The sequence below is a fragment of the Flavitalea sp. genome, from assembly GCF_035489435.1.
GTDB lineage: Bacteria > Bacteroidota > Bacteroidia > Chitinophagales > Chitinophagaceae > DATHKG01.
The window spans coordinates 143,687-162,277 of record NZ_DATHKG010000039.1 but is presented as its reverse complement, the minus strand read 5'-3'; the positions used below and the strand labels follow the sequence as shown (position 1 = coordinate 162,277).

The window sequence follows — 18,591 nt, the reverse complement described above, 5'->3', positions numbered from 1 at the left end:
CCGGAAACCGGATACTGAAAAATGAAGAATTCGGTAAATGATAAAGATTCTTAATCAATGTTGATTATTTAAAGAAATGAGTATGAGCAATGGTTCCAGAGACGGGATGGGGGCAATGATAATAATCGGAGTACTGTTTTTTATTTTCGGATTTATCAGCTGGTTAAATGCAATCCTGATTCCATATTTCAAGTTAGCCTGCGAACTTTCTACAAACGCGGCTATGCTGGTTGCATTCGCTTTTTATATATCTTATTTCGTTATGGCTTTTCCATCATCCTGGATCCTTAAAAAGGTTGGATATAAGAATGGAATGATAGCAGGATTACTGATAATGGCCGCGGGGGCTCTCATTTTTATACCAGCTGCAATGACAAGGGTATATAGTATTTTTTTATTAGGATTATTTATTCAGGGCACCGGGTTAACTCTTTTACAAACTGCTTCGAATCCTTATGTAACTATACTGGGGCCTATCGAAAGTGCCGCATCCAGAATTAGCATTATGGGAGTTTGTAGCAAGGTTGCAGGTGCCATAGCGCCATTGATCCTGATTGGTGTGATTATGCGTAACCCAGCTGAAATTGACCAGTTACAGATCCAGTTGCCACTGTTAACACCGGATGGTAAAAACGCTGCTTTAGATGAGCTTTCGCGCCGATTAATCGTACCCTACCTTGTTGTAGCCGGTGTTTTAACTTTTCTGGCTCTTATGATTAGGTTTACTCGTTTACCGGATATAAAAGAAGAAGGGTTTGTTTCGGTTGAGTTAACAGGAATGGCACCGGAAAAAACAAGTGTATTTCAGTTTAAGCACCTGATGCTCGGAGCAATTGCAATCTTCTGTGGCGTGAGTGCAGAAGTATTGGCGGTAGATACTATTATCAACTATGCGCAGTATTCCGGCCTGGCTTTCGAAGAAGCAAAATATTTTGCTTCTTATACACTGATCTTCATGATCATCAGTTATTGCATTGGTATATTCATCATACCCTTGATCATTAGCCAAAGAAATATATTAAAACTATCCGCAATTGTTGGTATTGTTTTTACTCTACTTGCGCTCTCATTCAATGGATTGGTTTCTATCTGGTTCATAGCTTTACTTGGATTGGGCAACGCACTTATCTGGCCATCACTGTGGCCGCTTTCGCTCACGGGGTTGGGCAAATTCACAGGCAAGGGTTCGGCGTTGATGATAATGGGAGTTGTTGGAGGAGCAATTTCACCCTTAATATATGGAGCATTTAGTGATCAAACCAATCCACAGGTAGCATACTGGTTGCTAATACCCTTCTATCTTTTCATATTTTATTTTTCAGCGGCCGGATATAAAGCTGGCCTCCCGAAGCCACGTCCTGCCTTTGTTTAACATTACTACTCACTATATTATAAATAAAAACATGACGAAAATTATTTTTTTAGCAATCTTTTCAATTTTTAATATTTCTCTTGCTATGGGGCAGGATGTAATTATTCCAAGGCCCGCGTCAATGACACTGAACCCAGGTAATGACTTTGTAATACAAGCACAGACCCAGATAATTGCGGATGAAGGTTTCTCAACAGAAGCAGAGTTGTTGGCCGGATATCTGAAAGCAGCAACAGGACTTACTATCAGGGTAAGAAAAAAACCGGATAGTAAAAGACCGAATGCTAATATAACTTTAAGGAAAGATGCGGCCAGTGGCAATTTGCAACCGGAGGCATACACTCTTTCAGTTAATGCAAACCAGGTAATTATTACAGCCGGGGATGCGGCAGGCATTTACTACGGGGGAGTCTCCTTCGTGCAACTATTGACTCCGCTTGACACAGCTAAAAAATTATTTAATGTTCGTCCTGTAATAATTCAGGATAAACCGAGATTCAGTTGGAGAGGAATAATGTTAGACTGCTCCCGGACATTTTTGTCGATTGACTATTTAAAAAGGAACATCGACCGGATGTCATTTTATAAGTTAAATACACTTCATCTGCACCTGACTGACGATCAGGGTTGGAGGCTTGAAATAAAGAAACGTCCATTGCTGCAAACCAAGGGCGCAACATTTGCGAAAAACTATAACGAACCCAAAGAGTTTGAAGGGTTTTACAGTCAAAAGGAGATCGCGGAACTACTGAAATATGCTGCTGCACGACACGTAACCATTGTGCCTGAGATTGAGATACCAGGTCATAGTATAGCACCATTGTATGCTTATCCTGAGTTGTCCTGTACTGGAAACATTCCAGCGGTTTTTCCATTTTTTTCCGGACCAGGAATTGCAAACGATATTTTTTGTGCGGGTAACGAGGGTACCTATGATTTTTTTAAAGACGTCCTCAACGAAGTCACATCCTTGTTTCCAGTAAAATATGTTCACCTAGGAGGCGATGAAGCACCTAAAGCTCATTGGAAAGTTTGTCCTAAATGTCAGAATAAAATGAAGACACTGGGATTACAGAATGAAGAACAATTGCAGGGCTACGTGATGAACCGGATAGGCAACTTTCTACCCACAGGTTCAAAGAGGCCAATTGGATGGGACGAAGTACTGGATGGTGACAATCTTGAAAAGAAATGGATCATCATGGCCTGGCAAAATCATCAGCGGGGGGTAAAAGCAATTAAAACCGGTTATGATGTGGTCATGACACCTACTTCTCATCTTTACTTTGATTATAATTATGCTACTACCAATACTGAAAAAGTGTATTCGTATGAGCCTTTGCGCGACGAAGATAATATCACAAGTGGCCAGCAGAAGCATGTGTTGGGAATTCAGGCTAATTTCTGGTCACATATCGCGCGTACCGAATCAAGAATAGACTATCATATTTATCCAAGGGCACTTGCTTTAGCTGAAAGAGCATGGTCCGACCGATCGGTTACTGATTATCAAAATTTTTCAAAGCGTAAAAATATTCATACATATTGGTTAAACTTCTTTGATATTAAATATAATCGTAAGGATGATCCCAAGCCGGTAGAAGGTAACAGATGGTCCTATTGACGATTATAATTATGGCTAATGTTATTATAACGGCAAAAAAATTATTTCTAACCATGCCAGCCTCATATTAAGAATTGCGCCGATGAAAAAAGCTGTTCAATATTATTCAATGAATAGAATTGAATGAGATTAATACAATTGTTTAGTAACATTGAACAAGCAGGATTTACAAACGTTTCTGAAAGCAGTATTAGTCAGAGGCTTTGTTTCTACAAAGCTTCTGTTTTTTTCATGAAGTATGGCAAGCCTGAGATTAAAATCCGAAGTAGATAAGGATGTATAATTCTCTTCACTGAATATAAATGAACTTTATCTGTTGTATTTAGATGTAACCTTGTTAAGTATATAGTATTGATTTCTGATCTAACGATTGATTTGGATAGTTGTATTAACTGATAACTAATTCTAAACTGCATATGGGCTCTGATATTAATAAGCGGCGTTTATTTGTCGCCTGCTCGCTTGCTCTTGTTGTAACAGCAATGACATTTTCCATAAGAGCAAACTTATTGGGAACACTTGCTCAGGAATTTGGATTGTCACTCCAGGAAATCGGAGAGATTGCATCAGCGGCTTTCTGGGGATTTACCATCGCCATGTTTATCGGGGGACCTTTATGTGATAAACTTGGAATCGGACGAATGTATCTAATAGCTTTTATTAGTCATGTAGCCGGAATTATTTTAACGATTTTTTCTGCAGGATACTGGCCCTTATTTCTCTCAACATTGCTTGTAGGCCTGGGAAACGGATTTATAGAATCTGCCAGCTACGCAATGGTAAGCAGTATGTATACCGACAATAAGACAAAAAAAATTAATGACTGGCACATTTGGTTTCCAGGTGGTATTGTGATTGGCGGGTTGATCTCCTATGGCCTTTCTTTAGCCGATCCAGGCAACTGGAAACTGCAGATACTAATCATGCTTCCACCAACGCTGATTTATGGTATCATGTTTTTCAAACAGAAATTTCCCCAATCTGAACGTATTACTATGGGAATATCTGACAGGCAAATGATAAAGGAATGTTGCAGGCCTATTTTCATTTTCATGATACTATGTATGTTTCTTACAGCGGCTACTGAATTAGGAACAAATCAATGGATAGCCGAACTGCTTTCCAATATTGGTGTCCCTGCAATTCTTTTGTTAGTTTTTATCAACGGCATCATGGCACTCGGAAGAGCTAATGCCGGCTTCATTTTAAAGCGCGTTTCAGCTGCCGCTCTGCTCTTTATCTCTGCTGTTCTTTCTTTCTCAGGACTATTATGGTTAGGATATGCAGAAGGGTATATGGCATTTGTAGCTGCCGGTGTATTCGCCCTTGGTGTATGTTTCTTCTGGCCCACTATGATAGGATTTGTTTCTGAAAATCTGCCCAGAACCGGCCCTCTGGGTCTATCACTTATGGGAGGTGTTGGTTTACTATCTACTGCTTTGGTTCTGCCGTTTATGGGAGCGCTATATGAAAATCAAATCAAATCGGTTTCTGAAGGCCTTGCAGGTACTCAAATGGAAATCGCAGCTGTTACAGGTCAGGCGCAACTGATAGCAGGTGCTCATACATTAAGATATGTTTCTATCATGCCTGCTGTTTTAATAATTGCTTTTGGAGTCCTATACATAATTCAAAAAAAAGAAAGATCAGGAAAGTTTGCAGTGCAAAAAGTAACTGGCACCTGACATAGTCATAATTAACATCGCCTTTTTTGGCAGGATACATTTTGAAACATCACAGGTTCTTTATCGCATTATTATTTAAAGTCTTCATTTAAGACCAACTCAAAAACTAACGATTATGCTCCTAAAATTCCCTGGCAAGAACAGTAAAATGTACATAACGATCTTATGTATGTTTTTCACTTCATTCATCGTCGCACAAACCAGAATTACCGGCAAAGTCTCAAATACAAAGGATGAGCCATTGCCCGGTGTATCCATCAAGATAAAAGGAACGGCTGAAGGTGTGGCAACCTTGCCGGATGGAACCTTCAGCATCAATGCAAAAAGCTCAGATGTATTGGAAGTGTCATCTGTAGGTTATGTTTCTAATGAAGTTACGGTGGGTAAGCAACTGTCAATGTCTATCAGGTTAACTGAAGTGGATGCCTCACTTAACGAAGTAGTTATAACAGGTTACACTTCACAAAGAAAGAAAGATCTGACAGGTTCAGTTGCTATCGTCAACGTATCGGAAATGAATAAACAACCGACGGGGCAGGTAGCAAGTCAATTGCAAGGTCAGGCCTCCGGAGTTACAGTTCTTACATCAGGGCAGCCCGGCGAACAACCAAGAGTAAGCATAAGGGGTTTGAATACATTTGGAAACAATGCACCCTTATATGTGGTAGATGGAGTGCCCACTGATAACCTGAACGATATCAACCCTAATGATATCGCATCTATTCAGGTCATGAAGGATGCGGGTGCCGCATCTATTTATGGTTCACGTGCTTCAAACGGCGTTTTGATTATCACAACTAAACGTGGAACCGGTAAAGTGAAAGTGCAGTATTCCGCCTATTATGGTACCCAGCGTCCAAAGCAAGGGAATGTGTATGATCTGCTTTCGCCGCAGCAAATGGCGGATTTGCAATGGAGCGCGTTTCGTAACTCGGGATTAACACCGGGTAATGATTTATATGGCCGGGGAACCAATCCCGTTTTACCTGATTATATAATGCCGGTAGGAAAGATGGAAGGTGATCCGGCTGTTGATCCATCTTTATATAATGTTAATCCATTTTATACCAGTGCAGCCGAATTCAATTCTTTCAACAGGATGGTAAGAACAAACAAAACAGGTACTGACTGGTACCATGAGATATTCAAACCTGCACCGGTTAACAGTCAAAACGTTTCAGTCAGCGGTGGCGGACCCCAGGGTAATTATTTATTATCCCTCAATTATCTTGATCAGGAAGGAATGATGTTGAATACCGGTTTAAAGCGCTATGGTATCCGTGCAAACTCTCAATTCAACATTTCAAAAAGGATAAGAATAGGTGAAAACTTATCATATTCAATTATGGAAAACCGATTATCGGGTACAAATTCCGAAGGTAGTGCTATTGGAATGGCATTCAGGCAACAGCCGATTATACCAGTTCATGATATCATGGGTAATTATGCAGGCACCTTTACAGTTGGTGGTCAATTGCTGGGCAACTCAAGAAATCCGGTTGCCATACGGGATCGGGTTAAAGACAACAATAACCTCGCAGGTCGTTTATTTGGTAACATTTATGGCGAGGTCGACTTGCTAAATTCACTTACTTTCCGTACAAGCTTCGGGGGGGATTATTCCACAAACTCTGCCAGATCTTTCACATACCCGGAATATGAAAACGCTGAAAACTCGCAGCTAAATGCTTATAGTGAATCAAACGGTCTTGTTTATAACTGGGTTTGGACAAATACATTGACGTATTCACAACAGTTTAAACAGCACAATTTAAAACTACTGGTTGGAACAGAAGCGTTGAATAGTGCTGCCCGTTCCCAATCAACTACAGTCACTGACTATTTTACCTTCGATCCAAACTTTACTACATTAAGCAGTGGAACAGGAACGCCCACAGCAACAAGCTCACGCGAAGGGGTTTCTATCAAGTCTTATTTTGGAAGGATCGATTATAGCTTCATGGACAGATATTTATTAGGTGCTGTTCTAAGAAGAGACGGTTCTTCGAAGTTTCTAATCAATACCTATGGTTGGTTCCCGGCTGTAAGCGCAGGATGGCGTTTATCAGAAGAGAATTTTATGCAGGACATATCCTGGCTTCATGATCTTAAGATCCGGGGATCATGGGGTGTAATGGGAAATCAGAATAATGTGGCACCACCAAATTCATACTACCAATATGGAGGTGTACGTCAAAGCAGCTTTTATGATATCACAGGTTCTAACAGTATTTTAGCGCCTGGTGTTTCGCAGATATATATAGGTAATCCTGATGCCAGATGGGAGAAAAACATCAATGTAAATATTGGTTTCGATGCCAGCCTGTTTAATGGCAAACTCGCAATTACTGCCGACTATTATAGAAAAGACATTAAGGATCTTTTGTATAACCCAACACTTCCTGGAACGGCAGGAAATGCTGTACAACCGTTTATCAATATCGCCAGCATGAAGAACGCTGGTTTTGATGCATCTATCACAGGTAATTTTGATCTGGGTGCAGATCTGAAATTATCAACAACAGCGACCATTACAACTTATAAAAACACGATTACAAAGGTTAGCAATATCTCAAATTTCTTTGGCTCAGATGCAAAGCGTTTCGGAGTTGATATCATACGCAACCAGGTAGGTAGTCCCATTTCATCATTTTATGGATATGTAATTGAGGGATTTTGGGATGACGCCGATGAGATAGAGACAGCAGATGAAGCTGCAAGAAAAGCAGCCAATGATGTAAGTGTTGTTTACCAGAACGATGTGAAAGTGGGCAGGTTCCGGTATGCAGATATTAACGGTGATGGACGTGTAACAGATAGTGACAGAACGATTCTGGGAAATGCTAATGCTGATTTCAGTTATGGTTTAAACATAGGGCTCAGTTATAAAAACGTCGATTTCAGTATTTTCTTCTATGGCGTACAGGGTAACGAGATTTGGAATCAAACAAAGTGGTGGACCGATTTTTATCAAACGTTAGGACCCGGAGCAAAAAGCAATACGGCGTTAAATGATTCATGGACGCCACAAAATAAAAATGCCAAAGTAGCCATCCAGGAAACAGTGGCTTCCTTTAGTTCAACCGGTGTTCCTAATTCATATTATGTTGAAAACGGATCATATCTCAGAGCAAGGAATGCACAATTGGGGTACACGTTACCTAAATCCATCATCGGTAAAACAGGAATACAAAGTCTTCGTGTTTATGTTCAGGCGGCCAACTTTCTGACAATTTCAAATTATAGTGGCATAGACCCGGAAGTAACAGGTGCTGCTACCAATTTCGGTATCGATGAAGGTGGATATGCACAGCCACGCCAATTTCTGATTGGCGTTAACCTTCAATTTTAATTCAATCACACAAAAAAACTGAAGCAATGAAAAAATATATTATAACACAAGTTGCAGTTGTTTCATTACTGGCACTGCTCTGCAGTTGTAACAAAGATTTTCTAGATCAACCGGTACAAGGCGCATTGTCTCCCTCTACACTGGCGAATAAAAAAGGTATAAATTCATTATTGATTGGTACATACGCTGCTATGGACGGCGCAACCACAGGCGGAGCCGCAGTTGGTGGTGGAGGCTCAATGTGGGGTGCATCTCCCAGTAATTTTCTTCATGGAAGCATTGCAGGCAGTGAAGCACATAAGGGTGCGGGCGGTGGTTCTGAAATTCCTATGGCGCCTTTCCAGAGATGGAATTCTATGGATGCCGCAAATCCTTATCTGAATTTGAAATGGAAAGCAGATTATGAAGGGATAGCACGCGCTAATTCAGTTTTGAGGATTCTGCCTGACGTAAAAGATATGTCCGATGCAGAAAAACTAGTTGTAGAGGCACAGGCTAAAACACTAAGGGGTCATTTCTACTTTGATCTTAAAAAGAACTTCAATATGGTTCCATGGATCGATGAGACAGCTACGGAATATGCGGTTCCAAATGACAAAGATATCTGGCCCAACATCGTAAATGACTTCAAATTTGGAATGGATAATCTTCCGGTAACATTCGGGGTCGATATCGGACGAGTGAATAAATGGGGTGCAGCAACCTATTTAGGTAAATCATATCTATACCAGAAGAAATGGGCTGAGGCGAAAGCGATATTCGACCAGGTGATTACACAGGGAACAACAGCTAGTGGCTTGAAATATGACCTGGTGGCAAACTTCCATGACAGCTTTGATGCTGCAACAGAAAATAATAAAGAATCAGTGTTCGTTGTACAAATGGTTCCAAACCTTGGAACGAACGATGTATCAAACTCGAACGGTGGAGACTTACTAAACTATCCGGTTACGATTTTTGCTTGCTGCGGAATTTACATACCGTCTCAGGATCTTGTTAATTCATACAGAACAAATGTAAGCGGTCTACCATATATTGATAATTATAATCAATTCCAGGTTAAGAGTGATCAGGGATTATCTTCAAATGATCCATTTACACCTGATGCTGGTCCTTTAGATCCTCGCCTGGATTGGACAGTAGGCCGTCGTGGGATACCTTATCTCGATTACGGTGTTCATGAAGGCAAAGCATGGATCAGAGATCAGGCCGAAGCCGGTCCATACTCTCCGATAAAAAATGTACATATGAAAGCTACGCAGGACAAGTTTGCAAATTATGCTTATTGGGCACCTGGTAATGCTATTAATCTGAATCTAATCCGGTTTGGCGATGTGCTGTTATTGGCAGCAGAGGCTGAAGCCGAGCTTGGAAATTTTTCCAAGGCGGAAGAATATGTAAACCGTGTTCGTAACCGTGCTGCGAATCCGGCAGGATGGGTATATAAATATGTTGACAATTCAAATCCAACAGGGCCCCGCTCCAATGTTCCGGCTGCTAATTACAACATACAACCTTACTCAACCGGTACATTTGCCGCACAGGGGAAACCGTTTTCATTGAAAGCAATTTATTTTGAACGAAAACTGGAGCTTGCAATGGAAGGTCATCGTTACTATGATATATCGAGATGGGGAATTGCAGCTGAAACTATGAACGCGTATTTTCAGTACGAAGCTCCACTCACCACCGATCTTGTAGGTGCCCTTTTCGCAAAAAACAGAAACGAGTATTATCCAATTCCACAGGCACAAATTGATTTAACATCAGTCGATGGAACCCCAACCTTAAAACAAAATCCAGGTTATTGATAACAACGGGCTGCCTGGCTTTTCTTAAGCAGATTCATTAACGATCACAAGCTAAAGCCCGCGGAAGCACATGTTTTGCATATATCGTAATTAAAATATTAGAATCTTATTTTATAATTAATCAAGTACAACAATGGCAAAATTCAGAATTAGTTTGAATATGGAATACTGTCGCAGCGCGGATAAGGGTTTTGAAGAAGGTGTGCGTATCGCTTCAGAAATTGGCTATAAGTATATAGAACCGATGGTGCATACCGGTTGGGAACTACTAAGTGAGGTTCAATATTTCCATTCGTTTTCTATGGAGGAGGATACTTTGCTTATGAAAGAGATTTGCGACCGGTACGGTGTAACGGTAAGTAGCCTGAGTGGACATAGCCCGTTAATGAAGCCCGAAGCTGCTGTGTCAAGATTGACCCGGGCAATAATATTTGCAGACGCATTAAACGCACCGTTCGTGAATACAGACGAAATGATCAAACCAGACTGGATGACTGACGATTTTGCACATGAGGTTATGCGTTATACGCTAATGAAGGCTGAATTGGTAGCAGCGCGTCATAAAGTGAATATCTGCATCGAGCCACATGGTGAATTCACCAAAACCGCAGAGGGATTGTTGAAGATCGTTGACCTGGTTAAATCTCCCTGGATAGGTGTTAACTGGGATACAGGCAATTCTTACCTCGCCGGCGTTGAAGATCCATATGATGGGTTAATGCAGGTGAGGGATCATGTGATGCATATTCATGCAAAAGATATCAGTCTTCAGCAAGGTGAACACGAACGTGGTAAGGTAACGGGAACACCTGTTGGATGTGCTTGTGGTGAAGGGGTGGTTAATTGGGACAAGGTTTTCGAAATTCTCGAACCGGTTGATCGCGAAATATTCCTAAGTGTTGAATGCGGAAAAATAGATGAAGCTGAAAGAAGCATTGTATTCCTTGAAAAGGCTCTTGGTAAGTTTTTAATCAAGGATAATACCAGGGGTAAAACTCAGATCGCTATATAGTTGAGGATAGTATAATGTAATAATAATAAAATATGCGGAATAAAAAATTGTTCGCCATAGGTGCAGGCGTATTGATCTTGATTGTCGGAGTTATATGGTTTTATCCCTCGAAAAAAAGCACACCACGTGTTTTGCTGTTTAGCAAAACCGAGGGCTATCGCCATTCAGAATCTATCGACGCTGCTCAATTGCTATTCACTAAGATGGCGCAAGAGCATGGGTTTATTGCAGATACTACAGAAGATGCAAATAATCTGAATGAAGATAATCTGAAAAAATATCAGGCCATTGTTTTCTTACATGCTTCCGGTTCCATATTAAATGCATCACAACGAACCAGTCTCCAACGTTATATCCAGGCAGGTGGCGGTTTCCTGGCTATTCATGCTTCAGCAGATGCCGAACGCGACTGGCCTTGGTTCGGAAAATTATTAGGTGGATATTTTCACAGTCACCCCAAAATTCAGCAAGCTGTCTACCGCACTATTGATAAAAATCATCCGGCCTCGGCATTTATGCCTGACAGTATTGAAAGGACAGATGAATATTACAACTTTGAACAGTTAAATCCTGATATCAAAGTGCTAATGACGCTTGATGAAAACTCGTACGAGGGAGGTAACATGGGTCAGAATCATCCGGCTGTCTGGTATCATGAATATGATGGAGGACGTTCTTTTTATACTTCAATGGGGCATACAAAAGAAACCTATAGCGAGTCATTTTTTATAAAACAGCTATGGGAAGGGTTGAACTGGACCATGGGTGGCAAGGAGCCTAAGGCACTCGATTATACAAATGTTATTCCAGAGGAAAACAGGTTCGTAAAGACTGTTTTAATGAAGGGTCTTGATGAGCCAATGCAACTTGCAATAGCAGATGATGACAGAGTTTTTTTTGCCCAGCGAAGAGGAGAGATTATAGAATACGATCAACAGAAAAAAATATCCAGATCGGTAGGTACTATACCGGTATTCAGTCAGTATGAAGATGGTTTGCTTGGGCTAGCCCTGGATCCTGGATTCAGCGATAATCGCTGGATCTATACTTACTATACCAACCTGGGAGGTAAGGCTTTCAATGTTTGCCGATTTACATTGAATGATGCCGGGATGATAGATTTGGCTTCAAGAAAATTGTTGTTAGAAATTCCAAAAGACATTCTGGATGGCAGCCATACCGGTGGTGCATTATTGTTTGACCCAAGAGGAAACGGAGATCTTTTTATTACAGTTGGTGATAACAGCAGTCCAAGGGGCTGGGTTTATGCCCCAATAGATGAAAGGCCAGGCAGGGAACATTGGGACGCACAAAGAAGTTCGGGTAATACAAATGATTTAAGAGGAAAGATTTTACGGATACACCCAGAGGCAAACGGAACTTACAGCATTCCGAAAGGAAATCTATTCGCAAAAGGAGAGCCGCGCACCCGCCCGGAAATTTACAGTATGGGTCATCGTCAACCCTGGCGTATTTCTATGGATACAAAAACAGGTTGGTTATATGAAGGAGAAGTAGGTCCGGATTCAAGGAAAGACTCGGCAAGGATTGGTCCTGAATCTTATGATGAATATAATATCATCAAAAAACCAGGCAATTATGGCTGGCCCTATTTTGTAGGTCCAAATAAGCCTTACTACAAACATGACTTTGTAACGGGTGAATCAGGTGATGCTTTCGACTCTGCAAAACCTGAAAATGCTTCGCGAAATAATACCGGTATATCTATATTGCCTCCGGCTCAACCCGCGGTTTTATATTATCCTTATGCTAAATCGAAAGAGTTTCCATTGATGGGAACCGGCGCAAGAAGTGCTGTCGGCGGGCCTGTATTCAGAAAAGAAAATTTTAAAGATGCAAAAAATACTTTTCCAAAGTATTATGAAGGCAAATGGTTTATCACAGAATGGTTAAGAGGATGGATACTTGTTGTTACTATTGATGAAAATGGTAACTATAAGTCGATGGAACAGTTTATGCCCAGTGCTAAATTCGATGGGCCTCTGGATATGACTTTTGGTCATGATGGAAGCTTGTATCTGCTTGAATATGGCAAAGGTTGGTTCAAGGCTAATGAAGACGCAAAACTAGTTCGCATTGAATATAATGGTGGTAACCGCAAACCTGTGGTTAAAGTACAGGCCGAAAAAATGGCAGGATCCCTGCCGTTCAAAGTGGTTCTGTCGTCAAAGGGCAGCTATGATTATGATAAAGACGAATTGAAATTTGAATGGAAGATCTCAAACAAAGATGGAAGCTTAGCTCAAACTGCAAAAGGTACTGATGCTTCTTTTACTTTAACGAAGGCCGGAGTTTACGATGCTGTACTGACAGTGACGGATGAACATGGCGCAAACAACAGCGCCAGCCTGGAGTTGATCGGAGGTAATGAACCACCGAAGGTAAAACTCGATATCGTTAAAGGCAACAGTACGTTTTTCTTTCCGGGACAAACAATCACGTATGAAGTGAAAGTTGATGATAAGGAAGATGGGACATTGTCAAATGGTAAAATTCCCGCAAACAAGGTACGCCTGAACTTTGATTTTGCATCAGGAGGATACAGTCCTGTTTTAGGCGATCCGACTCCGGAAACAGAAGGGTTGTCGGTTTTTGCAGGTATGGCTCTTAACTCGAGCGACTGTTATTCATGTCATGCTATAAGTAAGAACTCTATCGGCCCTAAGTTCAAAGATATCGCTGACAGATATAAAGGCGATAAAAATGCCTTAACTCCGTTGGCAAACAAAGTTATCAATGGAGGATCCGGAAGCTGGGGACAAGTTGCTATGAGTGCACATCCTGATCTTCCAGTTGAAAATGCAAAAAGGATGGTTGAATTTATACTTGCACTTTCTGCACCGGCACTGCCATCGCTGCCATTAAGCGGAGAATATAAGATGGAAGCCAAAGCAAGTAATTCCAAGGCTGTTTACGTGTTAAAGGCTTCGTATACTGATAATAGCCGGAACGAAGCAACTGCAGTAACTACTGAAGATGTCATAATTCTGAGAAACCCAGAGGTCCGGCTTTCAGAGATTCCAATACGCAAAGGGTCCATGAATGTTAAACTGCCTTCGACTGGTGGCGAGATAGAGATGTTGCCAAAATCAGGTGATTATTTTGCCTTTTCACAAATCGATCTGACTGAACTTTCAGCAATTGAATTTTCGGGCAGTGCCAATGGGACACTGGAATTAAGGCTTGACTCGCCAACGGGAAAAATAATAGGGCAGGTAGATTCAACTCAAAAGCAGTCAAAAGTTGAATCTATAAACAAAAATAATAAGTCTGGAAAGTATAGAATCAATATTAGCGGATTGAATGGTAAACATGATTTGTATTTTGTATTAAAAGGCAAAGCTTTTATGATCCAGGATAAGTTAATGTTTTTTGCACAAAAGAATTTTGGTGCTGTAGCGAAACACTGATTTAATAAATCCAAACAATAGTTTGGGATAGTGTTGTCCTTATTAAATTTTGATAGAAATAATGTTTACAAACAGGAGGGATTTTTTAAGTCATTCAGCAAAAGCTTCTGTTGCAACTGCGATACCCTTTTCGATGTCTTCTTTCGTCTCAGATAAAAGTACATATATGCCGGCAGCGAAAAGAAAGTTTTCGATGAGTTTGAATCCATTTTCCATTGGGGTGAGTTCGGATATTTCACAGCAGAAGTTGAATGCATTTGCTATTAGATATGGATTCGAATCTGTATCCGTGGTCACTAAAGACATCATGAAACAGTCCACGACACAACTGGATCTCATGGTGGCAAAAATGAAAGAGGCCGGGCTGCATTGGGGTGTTTCCGGCCTGACAGTCGAATACAGGAAAGATGAAGCTACTTTTAGAAAAGGAATCGCAGAACTGCCGGCTATTGCCAGTGTCTTAAATAAAATTGGGGCGAAACGAATGATGACCTGGATCATGTCGAACCACGAACAACTAAATTATCTCCGCAATTTTCGACAGATGGCAGTCAGGCTGAGTGAAATAGCCAGCATATTAAATGATCATAATATAAGATTGGGTTTGGAATATGTGGGGCCAAAATCTATCTGGTCAGCCAACAGGTTCCCCTTTATACACACTATGGCGGAGACAAAGGAATTGATTGCTGCGATTGGGCAACCGAACGTTGGTTTTCATTTAGATACGGCGCATTGGTTTACTTCTGGAGAAGGCATTTCTGATATTCTTTCTCTTACAAACGGAGAAGTAATTGGCTGTGATTTAAACGATGCTATAGCTGGTATAAGCTGGGAAGATCAGCCAGGTTATCAAAGAGAGTTGCCCGCAGCGACCGGTGTAATTGATATTAAGGGATTTTTAAATGCCCTGATAAAAATTGAATATGATGGCCCGATACAGGCTGAACCATTTAATGACAGATTGAATAATTTGGATGATGAATCTGCAATCAAATCCACTGCGGAAGCAATGAAGAAAGCTTTTGCTTTGAATAGTTAGCAAGTTGTATACGTACTTATTAAAACAAGATTAAAAAAATCGTTCTATTAAATTCCGATACAGGCTCTCAAAGTGAAAATGGGGTTACTGTTTAAAGTTTATTCAAGGATAATAATTCTTAAATATAATGTACATCATTATATTTTGGTTAATTTCAGGAAGAGTCCTCATAAGCGCCATATGATCGATAACAAACCAATCTATCTGGAAAAGGATCATGAGTATCATCCTGATACTTGTGAGCCATTGATTAACGCATGGAATGCGAATAAGATTGAACTTCAGGCCTGGGCCCGTTTAAGTTATCCCGGTTATAGGATGAATGAATATATTTTACCTGGCATCAACACCATTGGATATTGGAATGCCCACACAACCCAGGATTGGGGTCTTGACTGGCATAGGAATGAGGGTCTGGAAATCACTTACCTTGAAACAGGTTCACTATCTTTTGAACTGGAAAATGAAAAACATTTGTTGCTGCCTGATGAGATTACTATTACCCGGCCATGGCAGCCACATAGAGTTGGTGATCCTAACATTGGTATAGGTAAACTTTACTGGATTATTTTGGATGTCAATGTAAGACATCCACATCAGGAGTGGCAATGGCCGTCCTGGATCGTGTTAACTAAAAATGACATTGACGAACTTTCCCGGATGCTAAGACAAAATGAGCAACCTGTGTGGAAAGTGAATGCAGAAATAAGAAGATGTTTTCAAAAAATAGGTCAGTTGTTAGGTGAGGCGGATAAGGAAAGAAACGAATCCTGGATTGCTATCTATATCAATGAGTTGTTGATGAATTTGCTCGCTTTGTTCAGGCAAGGGCATTTTTCTTATAACGAGTCGCTTACCGATAGTAGCCGAACTATTGAGTTGTTTATTAAAGATCTCAAAAATACATTTTACAATAGCTGGACGTTGGAGTCAATGGCATCTCACTGCGGCCTTGGAGTAACGCGGTTTGTACACTACTTTAAATTGTATACGAACAAGACTCCAATGAATTATTTAACCTATTTACGTTTGGAAGCTGCTGTACAGGAGCTGAAAAGTTCACCGAAAAAAAACGTGAATGAAATTGGCTATGAATGCGGCTTTTCGAGTAGCCAGTATTTTGCCACTGTTTTTCGGAAACAGTTCGGAATCTCACCCCTTATCTACCGTCAGGGAAACAGTATGATAAAGCGAGATTTGCAATACAAATAATTAAAGGATTAACTAAGATTAGTTTGATGGTTACGGCATATCGCTGCAAAAAAGATATCACTATCATCATTTTACGACTGCCTATCTTGGAGAAGCGAAAACCGAATCACATTTCGCACAAACCGGCATATTTTTTCAACATTAAATAGAAAATAATGAGAAAGATCATTTTACAGGAATGGTTTTCCCTTGATGGATTTGCAGCTGATGAAAAAGGCTCGACTGATTTCTTTACCGCACCGGAGTTTAAAAGTTTTGATATTACCAAGATAACTTGCGGTTCCGGTACATAATATAGGTACCTACTATGAAACAGTAAGAACAAATGTGAAACATATTTGCCGGAAGCTTGGTGTTATGTCAGTATCGGAGACGGTGATAAAGGCAATGAAAATGGATCTTGAATAAATGCGTCTCAATGCATTTTAATCCGGTTACCGACCTTAGGTAAAAAATTTGATTGATATTCACAGAACGGCTGCTTGTAAATTGCTGGCCATTATATTGGATCTCAAATCAACGATTTTATGGGTTTTCTATCCTCAAAAAGCATTTCAATTTTTCGAACAAACAAGGCTATGTATTCCGCATCAGGAGTTAAATTCTTTTTATTTCTTCTCATCAATCCAGGGCAATACGTCAATGCCCAGGTAAATACAGATATAGCTTTCCGAAAGGAAATAAGCCAGTACGGAATAACCTGGACCTTCGACAAGCCAATGAAGACAGGCCGGTTTATTACAGGCGATTGGTGGGTGCAGGGACCGGTACTAATATTGGAAGTGTCTCCCGCACCGGGTCCGGTTCGCACAGACACGGTAAAGCTGAAGGTTAATCGCTGGAATGATACCAGTCTTAAAAATGATACCACGCTTCGGAATGGTTCTATGATTGTATTAAAAGCAGGTCACAAACAAAGCTATGATTCCAGGGCAGCTGCATTCAGCAAAAAAGATGTAATTCAATTTCCTTTTATACTCAAGCCATCGCTCTCCCTTATCTCATCAATAAGTAATGAAACATTGCCAGTTGATCATTTTGCGAAAAATATTATGTGGGAGGGAGAGACAAAATCCGAGACGGTGATGAAAGCCGCAGCGGTGCTGACCTGTGTACAGACTACTCCGCCTGCAGATGCTTTTCGCCCTCCATATGCCGGAACAACAAAGCCTTTTTTCAAGGCTTCAGATATCCGATGGAATTTGTTGCCAAAACTTTCACCTGCAGGTGAAGTGCCTTCATGGCAGGAGTTCGAACGATATCTGCAAAGGCCATGGATAGATCATCTTATGAGCTGGTCTCAACAACAGCTTGTTCCTAATGAAAATGGGCCGCCTTACGGTCGCGAACATGCGAGAATTATCTCCATTGCAAGTTTAATGTTATCACTTGATGTTCCAAAACAACAAAAAGAAAAACTCGCGATCGGATTAATACAACGCGGTATCGATCTTTATGGCCTTGCCATGGCCGGTGGTTACTGGAATGAAGGGGGCGGTCATTCCAGTGGTCGTAAATGGCCAATTGTGTTTGCAGGCATTATGCTCAATAAACCACAATTTAGCAAACTTCCTGATACAGCTTTTTTCCAGGAAGATACCCAAACATATTATGGAAAGGGTTGGTTTGGACAGGATGTTTTATGGCAGATCATACAACATCATGGCCAGAGAACAACCTATGAAGAAAAGCCACCAGCAGAATGGGAACAATGGGATAAGACATCTGAGAGCTATCGCAATTGTTGCACCGCAGCAAGCTGGGTTGGTATGGCATTGACTGCGCGGTATATGAAAGCGATTAAAACCTGGGGACATGATGCATTCTTTGACTATTTAGACAGGTGGATGCGTGAAGATGATCCATATGTTGCACAACGAGGTGAGAAAGGCCGGCCTAAAATGGAGACAACTACTTTTGATCCTTTTGTGACGGCGATGTGGAAGGCGCATCGAAAGGCCGCCCCGGCCCAGGAAATGTCAGGCAATCCGCTTAAGTGGGTCTGGGAAGGAAATCAGGGGAAGTGGATAGCGAATCCACATTAAAAAAG

At 40.9% G+C, this 18,591-nt stretch carries 12 protein-coding genes; 11 read left to right on the top strand and 1 reads right to left on the bottom strand.

The features are described from left to right. Positions 1-82: 82 nt before the first annotated feature. The 7 genes from VK664_RS06760 (at position 83) to VK664_RS06730 (ending at position 14,287) form a co-directional block, all read left to right on the top strand. On the top strand, positions 83-1,372 hold the full coding sequence (locus tag VK664_RS06760; RefSeq protein WP_461397867.1) for a sugar MFS transporter: 1,290 nt from the start codon (positions 83-85) through the stop codon (positions 1,370-1,372). A 31-nt stretch (positions 1,373-1,403) separates the two neighbouring features. Beyond that, entirely contained in the window at positions 1,404-2,996 is a 1,593-nt protein-coding gene (locus VK664_RS06755; protein ID WP_461397866.1) for a beta-N-acetylhexosaminidase, read from the top strand. A gap of 416 nt (positions 2,997-3,412) precedes the next feature. Then, positions 3,413-4,681, top strand: coding sequence for an MFS transporter (locus VK664_RS06750; protein ID WP_461397865.1), 1,269 nt, complete (start codon positions 3,413-3,415; stop codon positions 4,679-4,681). A 115-nt stretch (positions 4,682-4,796) separates the two neighbouring features. After that, positions 4,797-8,033, top strand: a complete 3,237-nt coding sequence (locus VK664_RS06745; RefSeq protein ID WP_461397864.1) for a SusC/RagA family TonB-linked outer membrane protein — start codon at positions 4,797-4,799, stop codon at positions 8,031-8,033. Between the two features lie 26 nt (positions 8,034-8,059). Continuing rightward, positions 8,060-9,844, top strand: a complete 1,785-nt coding sequence (locus tag VK664_RS06740; RefSeq protein WP_461397863.1) for a RagB/SusD family nutrient uptake outer membrane protein — start codon at positions 8,060-8,062, stop codon at positions 9,842-9,844. A 133-nt stretch (positions 9,845-9,977) separates the two neighbouring features. Next, a complete protein-coding gene (locus VK664_RS06735) occupies positions 9,978-10,856 on the top strand; it encodes a sugar phosphate isomerase/epimerase family protein (protein ID WP_461397862.1) in 879 nt (292 codons plus the stop codon). Positions 10,857-10,888: 32 nt separating this feature from the next. Then, positions 10,889-14,287, top strand: coding sequence for a ThuA domain-containing protein (locus VK664_RS06730; protein WP_461397861.1), 3,399 nt, complete (start codon positions 10,889-10,891; stop codon positions 14,285-14,287). Between the two features lie 90 nt (positions 14,288-14,377). Here VK664_RS06730 and VK664_RS06725 read toward each other — a convergent pair whose 3' ends face one another. After that, positions 14,378-14,503 carry a hypothetical protein gene (locus VK664_RS06725; RefSeq protein ID WP_461397869.1) on the bottom strand — a complete coding sequence of 42 codons (126 nt, stop codon included), beginning with the start codon at positions 14,501-14,503 and terminating at the stop codon, positions 14,378-14,380. Between VK664_RS06725 and VK664_RS06720 the strand changes: the two genes are divergently transcribed. From VK664_RS06720 to VK664_RS06705, 4 genes are all read left to right on the top strand, one after another. Next, the gene (locus VK664_RS06720; protein ID WP_461397868.1) at positions 14,454-15,329 is read left to right on the top strand and encodes a sugar phosphate isomerase/epimerase family protein; all 876 of its coding nucleotides are present in this window, start codon (positions 14,454-14,456) and stop codon (positions 15,327-15,329) included. The genes VK664_RS06725 and VK664_RS06720 overlap by 50 nt on opposite strands. Before the next feature lie 180 nt (positions 15,330-15,509). Next, entirely contained in the window at positions 15,510-16,541 is a 1,032-nt protein-coding gene (locus VK664_RS06715) for a helix-turn-helix transcriptional regulator (protein ID WP_461397860.1), read from the top strand. A 155-nt stretch (positions 16,542-16,696) separates the two neighbouring features. Then, positions 16,697-16,834, top strand: coding sequence for a hypothetical protein (locus tag VK664_RS06710; protein ID WP_461397859.1), 138 nt, complete (start codon positions 16,697-16,699; stop codon positions 16,832-16,834). A 234-nt stretch (positions 16,835-17,068) separates the two neighbouring features. Continuing rightward, positions 17,069-18,586 carry a hypothetical protein gene (locus VK664_RS06705; protein WP_461397858.1) on the top strand — a complete coding sequence of 506 codons (1,518 nt, stop codon included), beginning with the start codon at positions 17,069-17,071 and terminating at the stop codon, positions 18,584-18,586. Positions 18,587-18,591 lie beyond the last annotated feature (5 nt).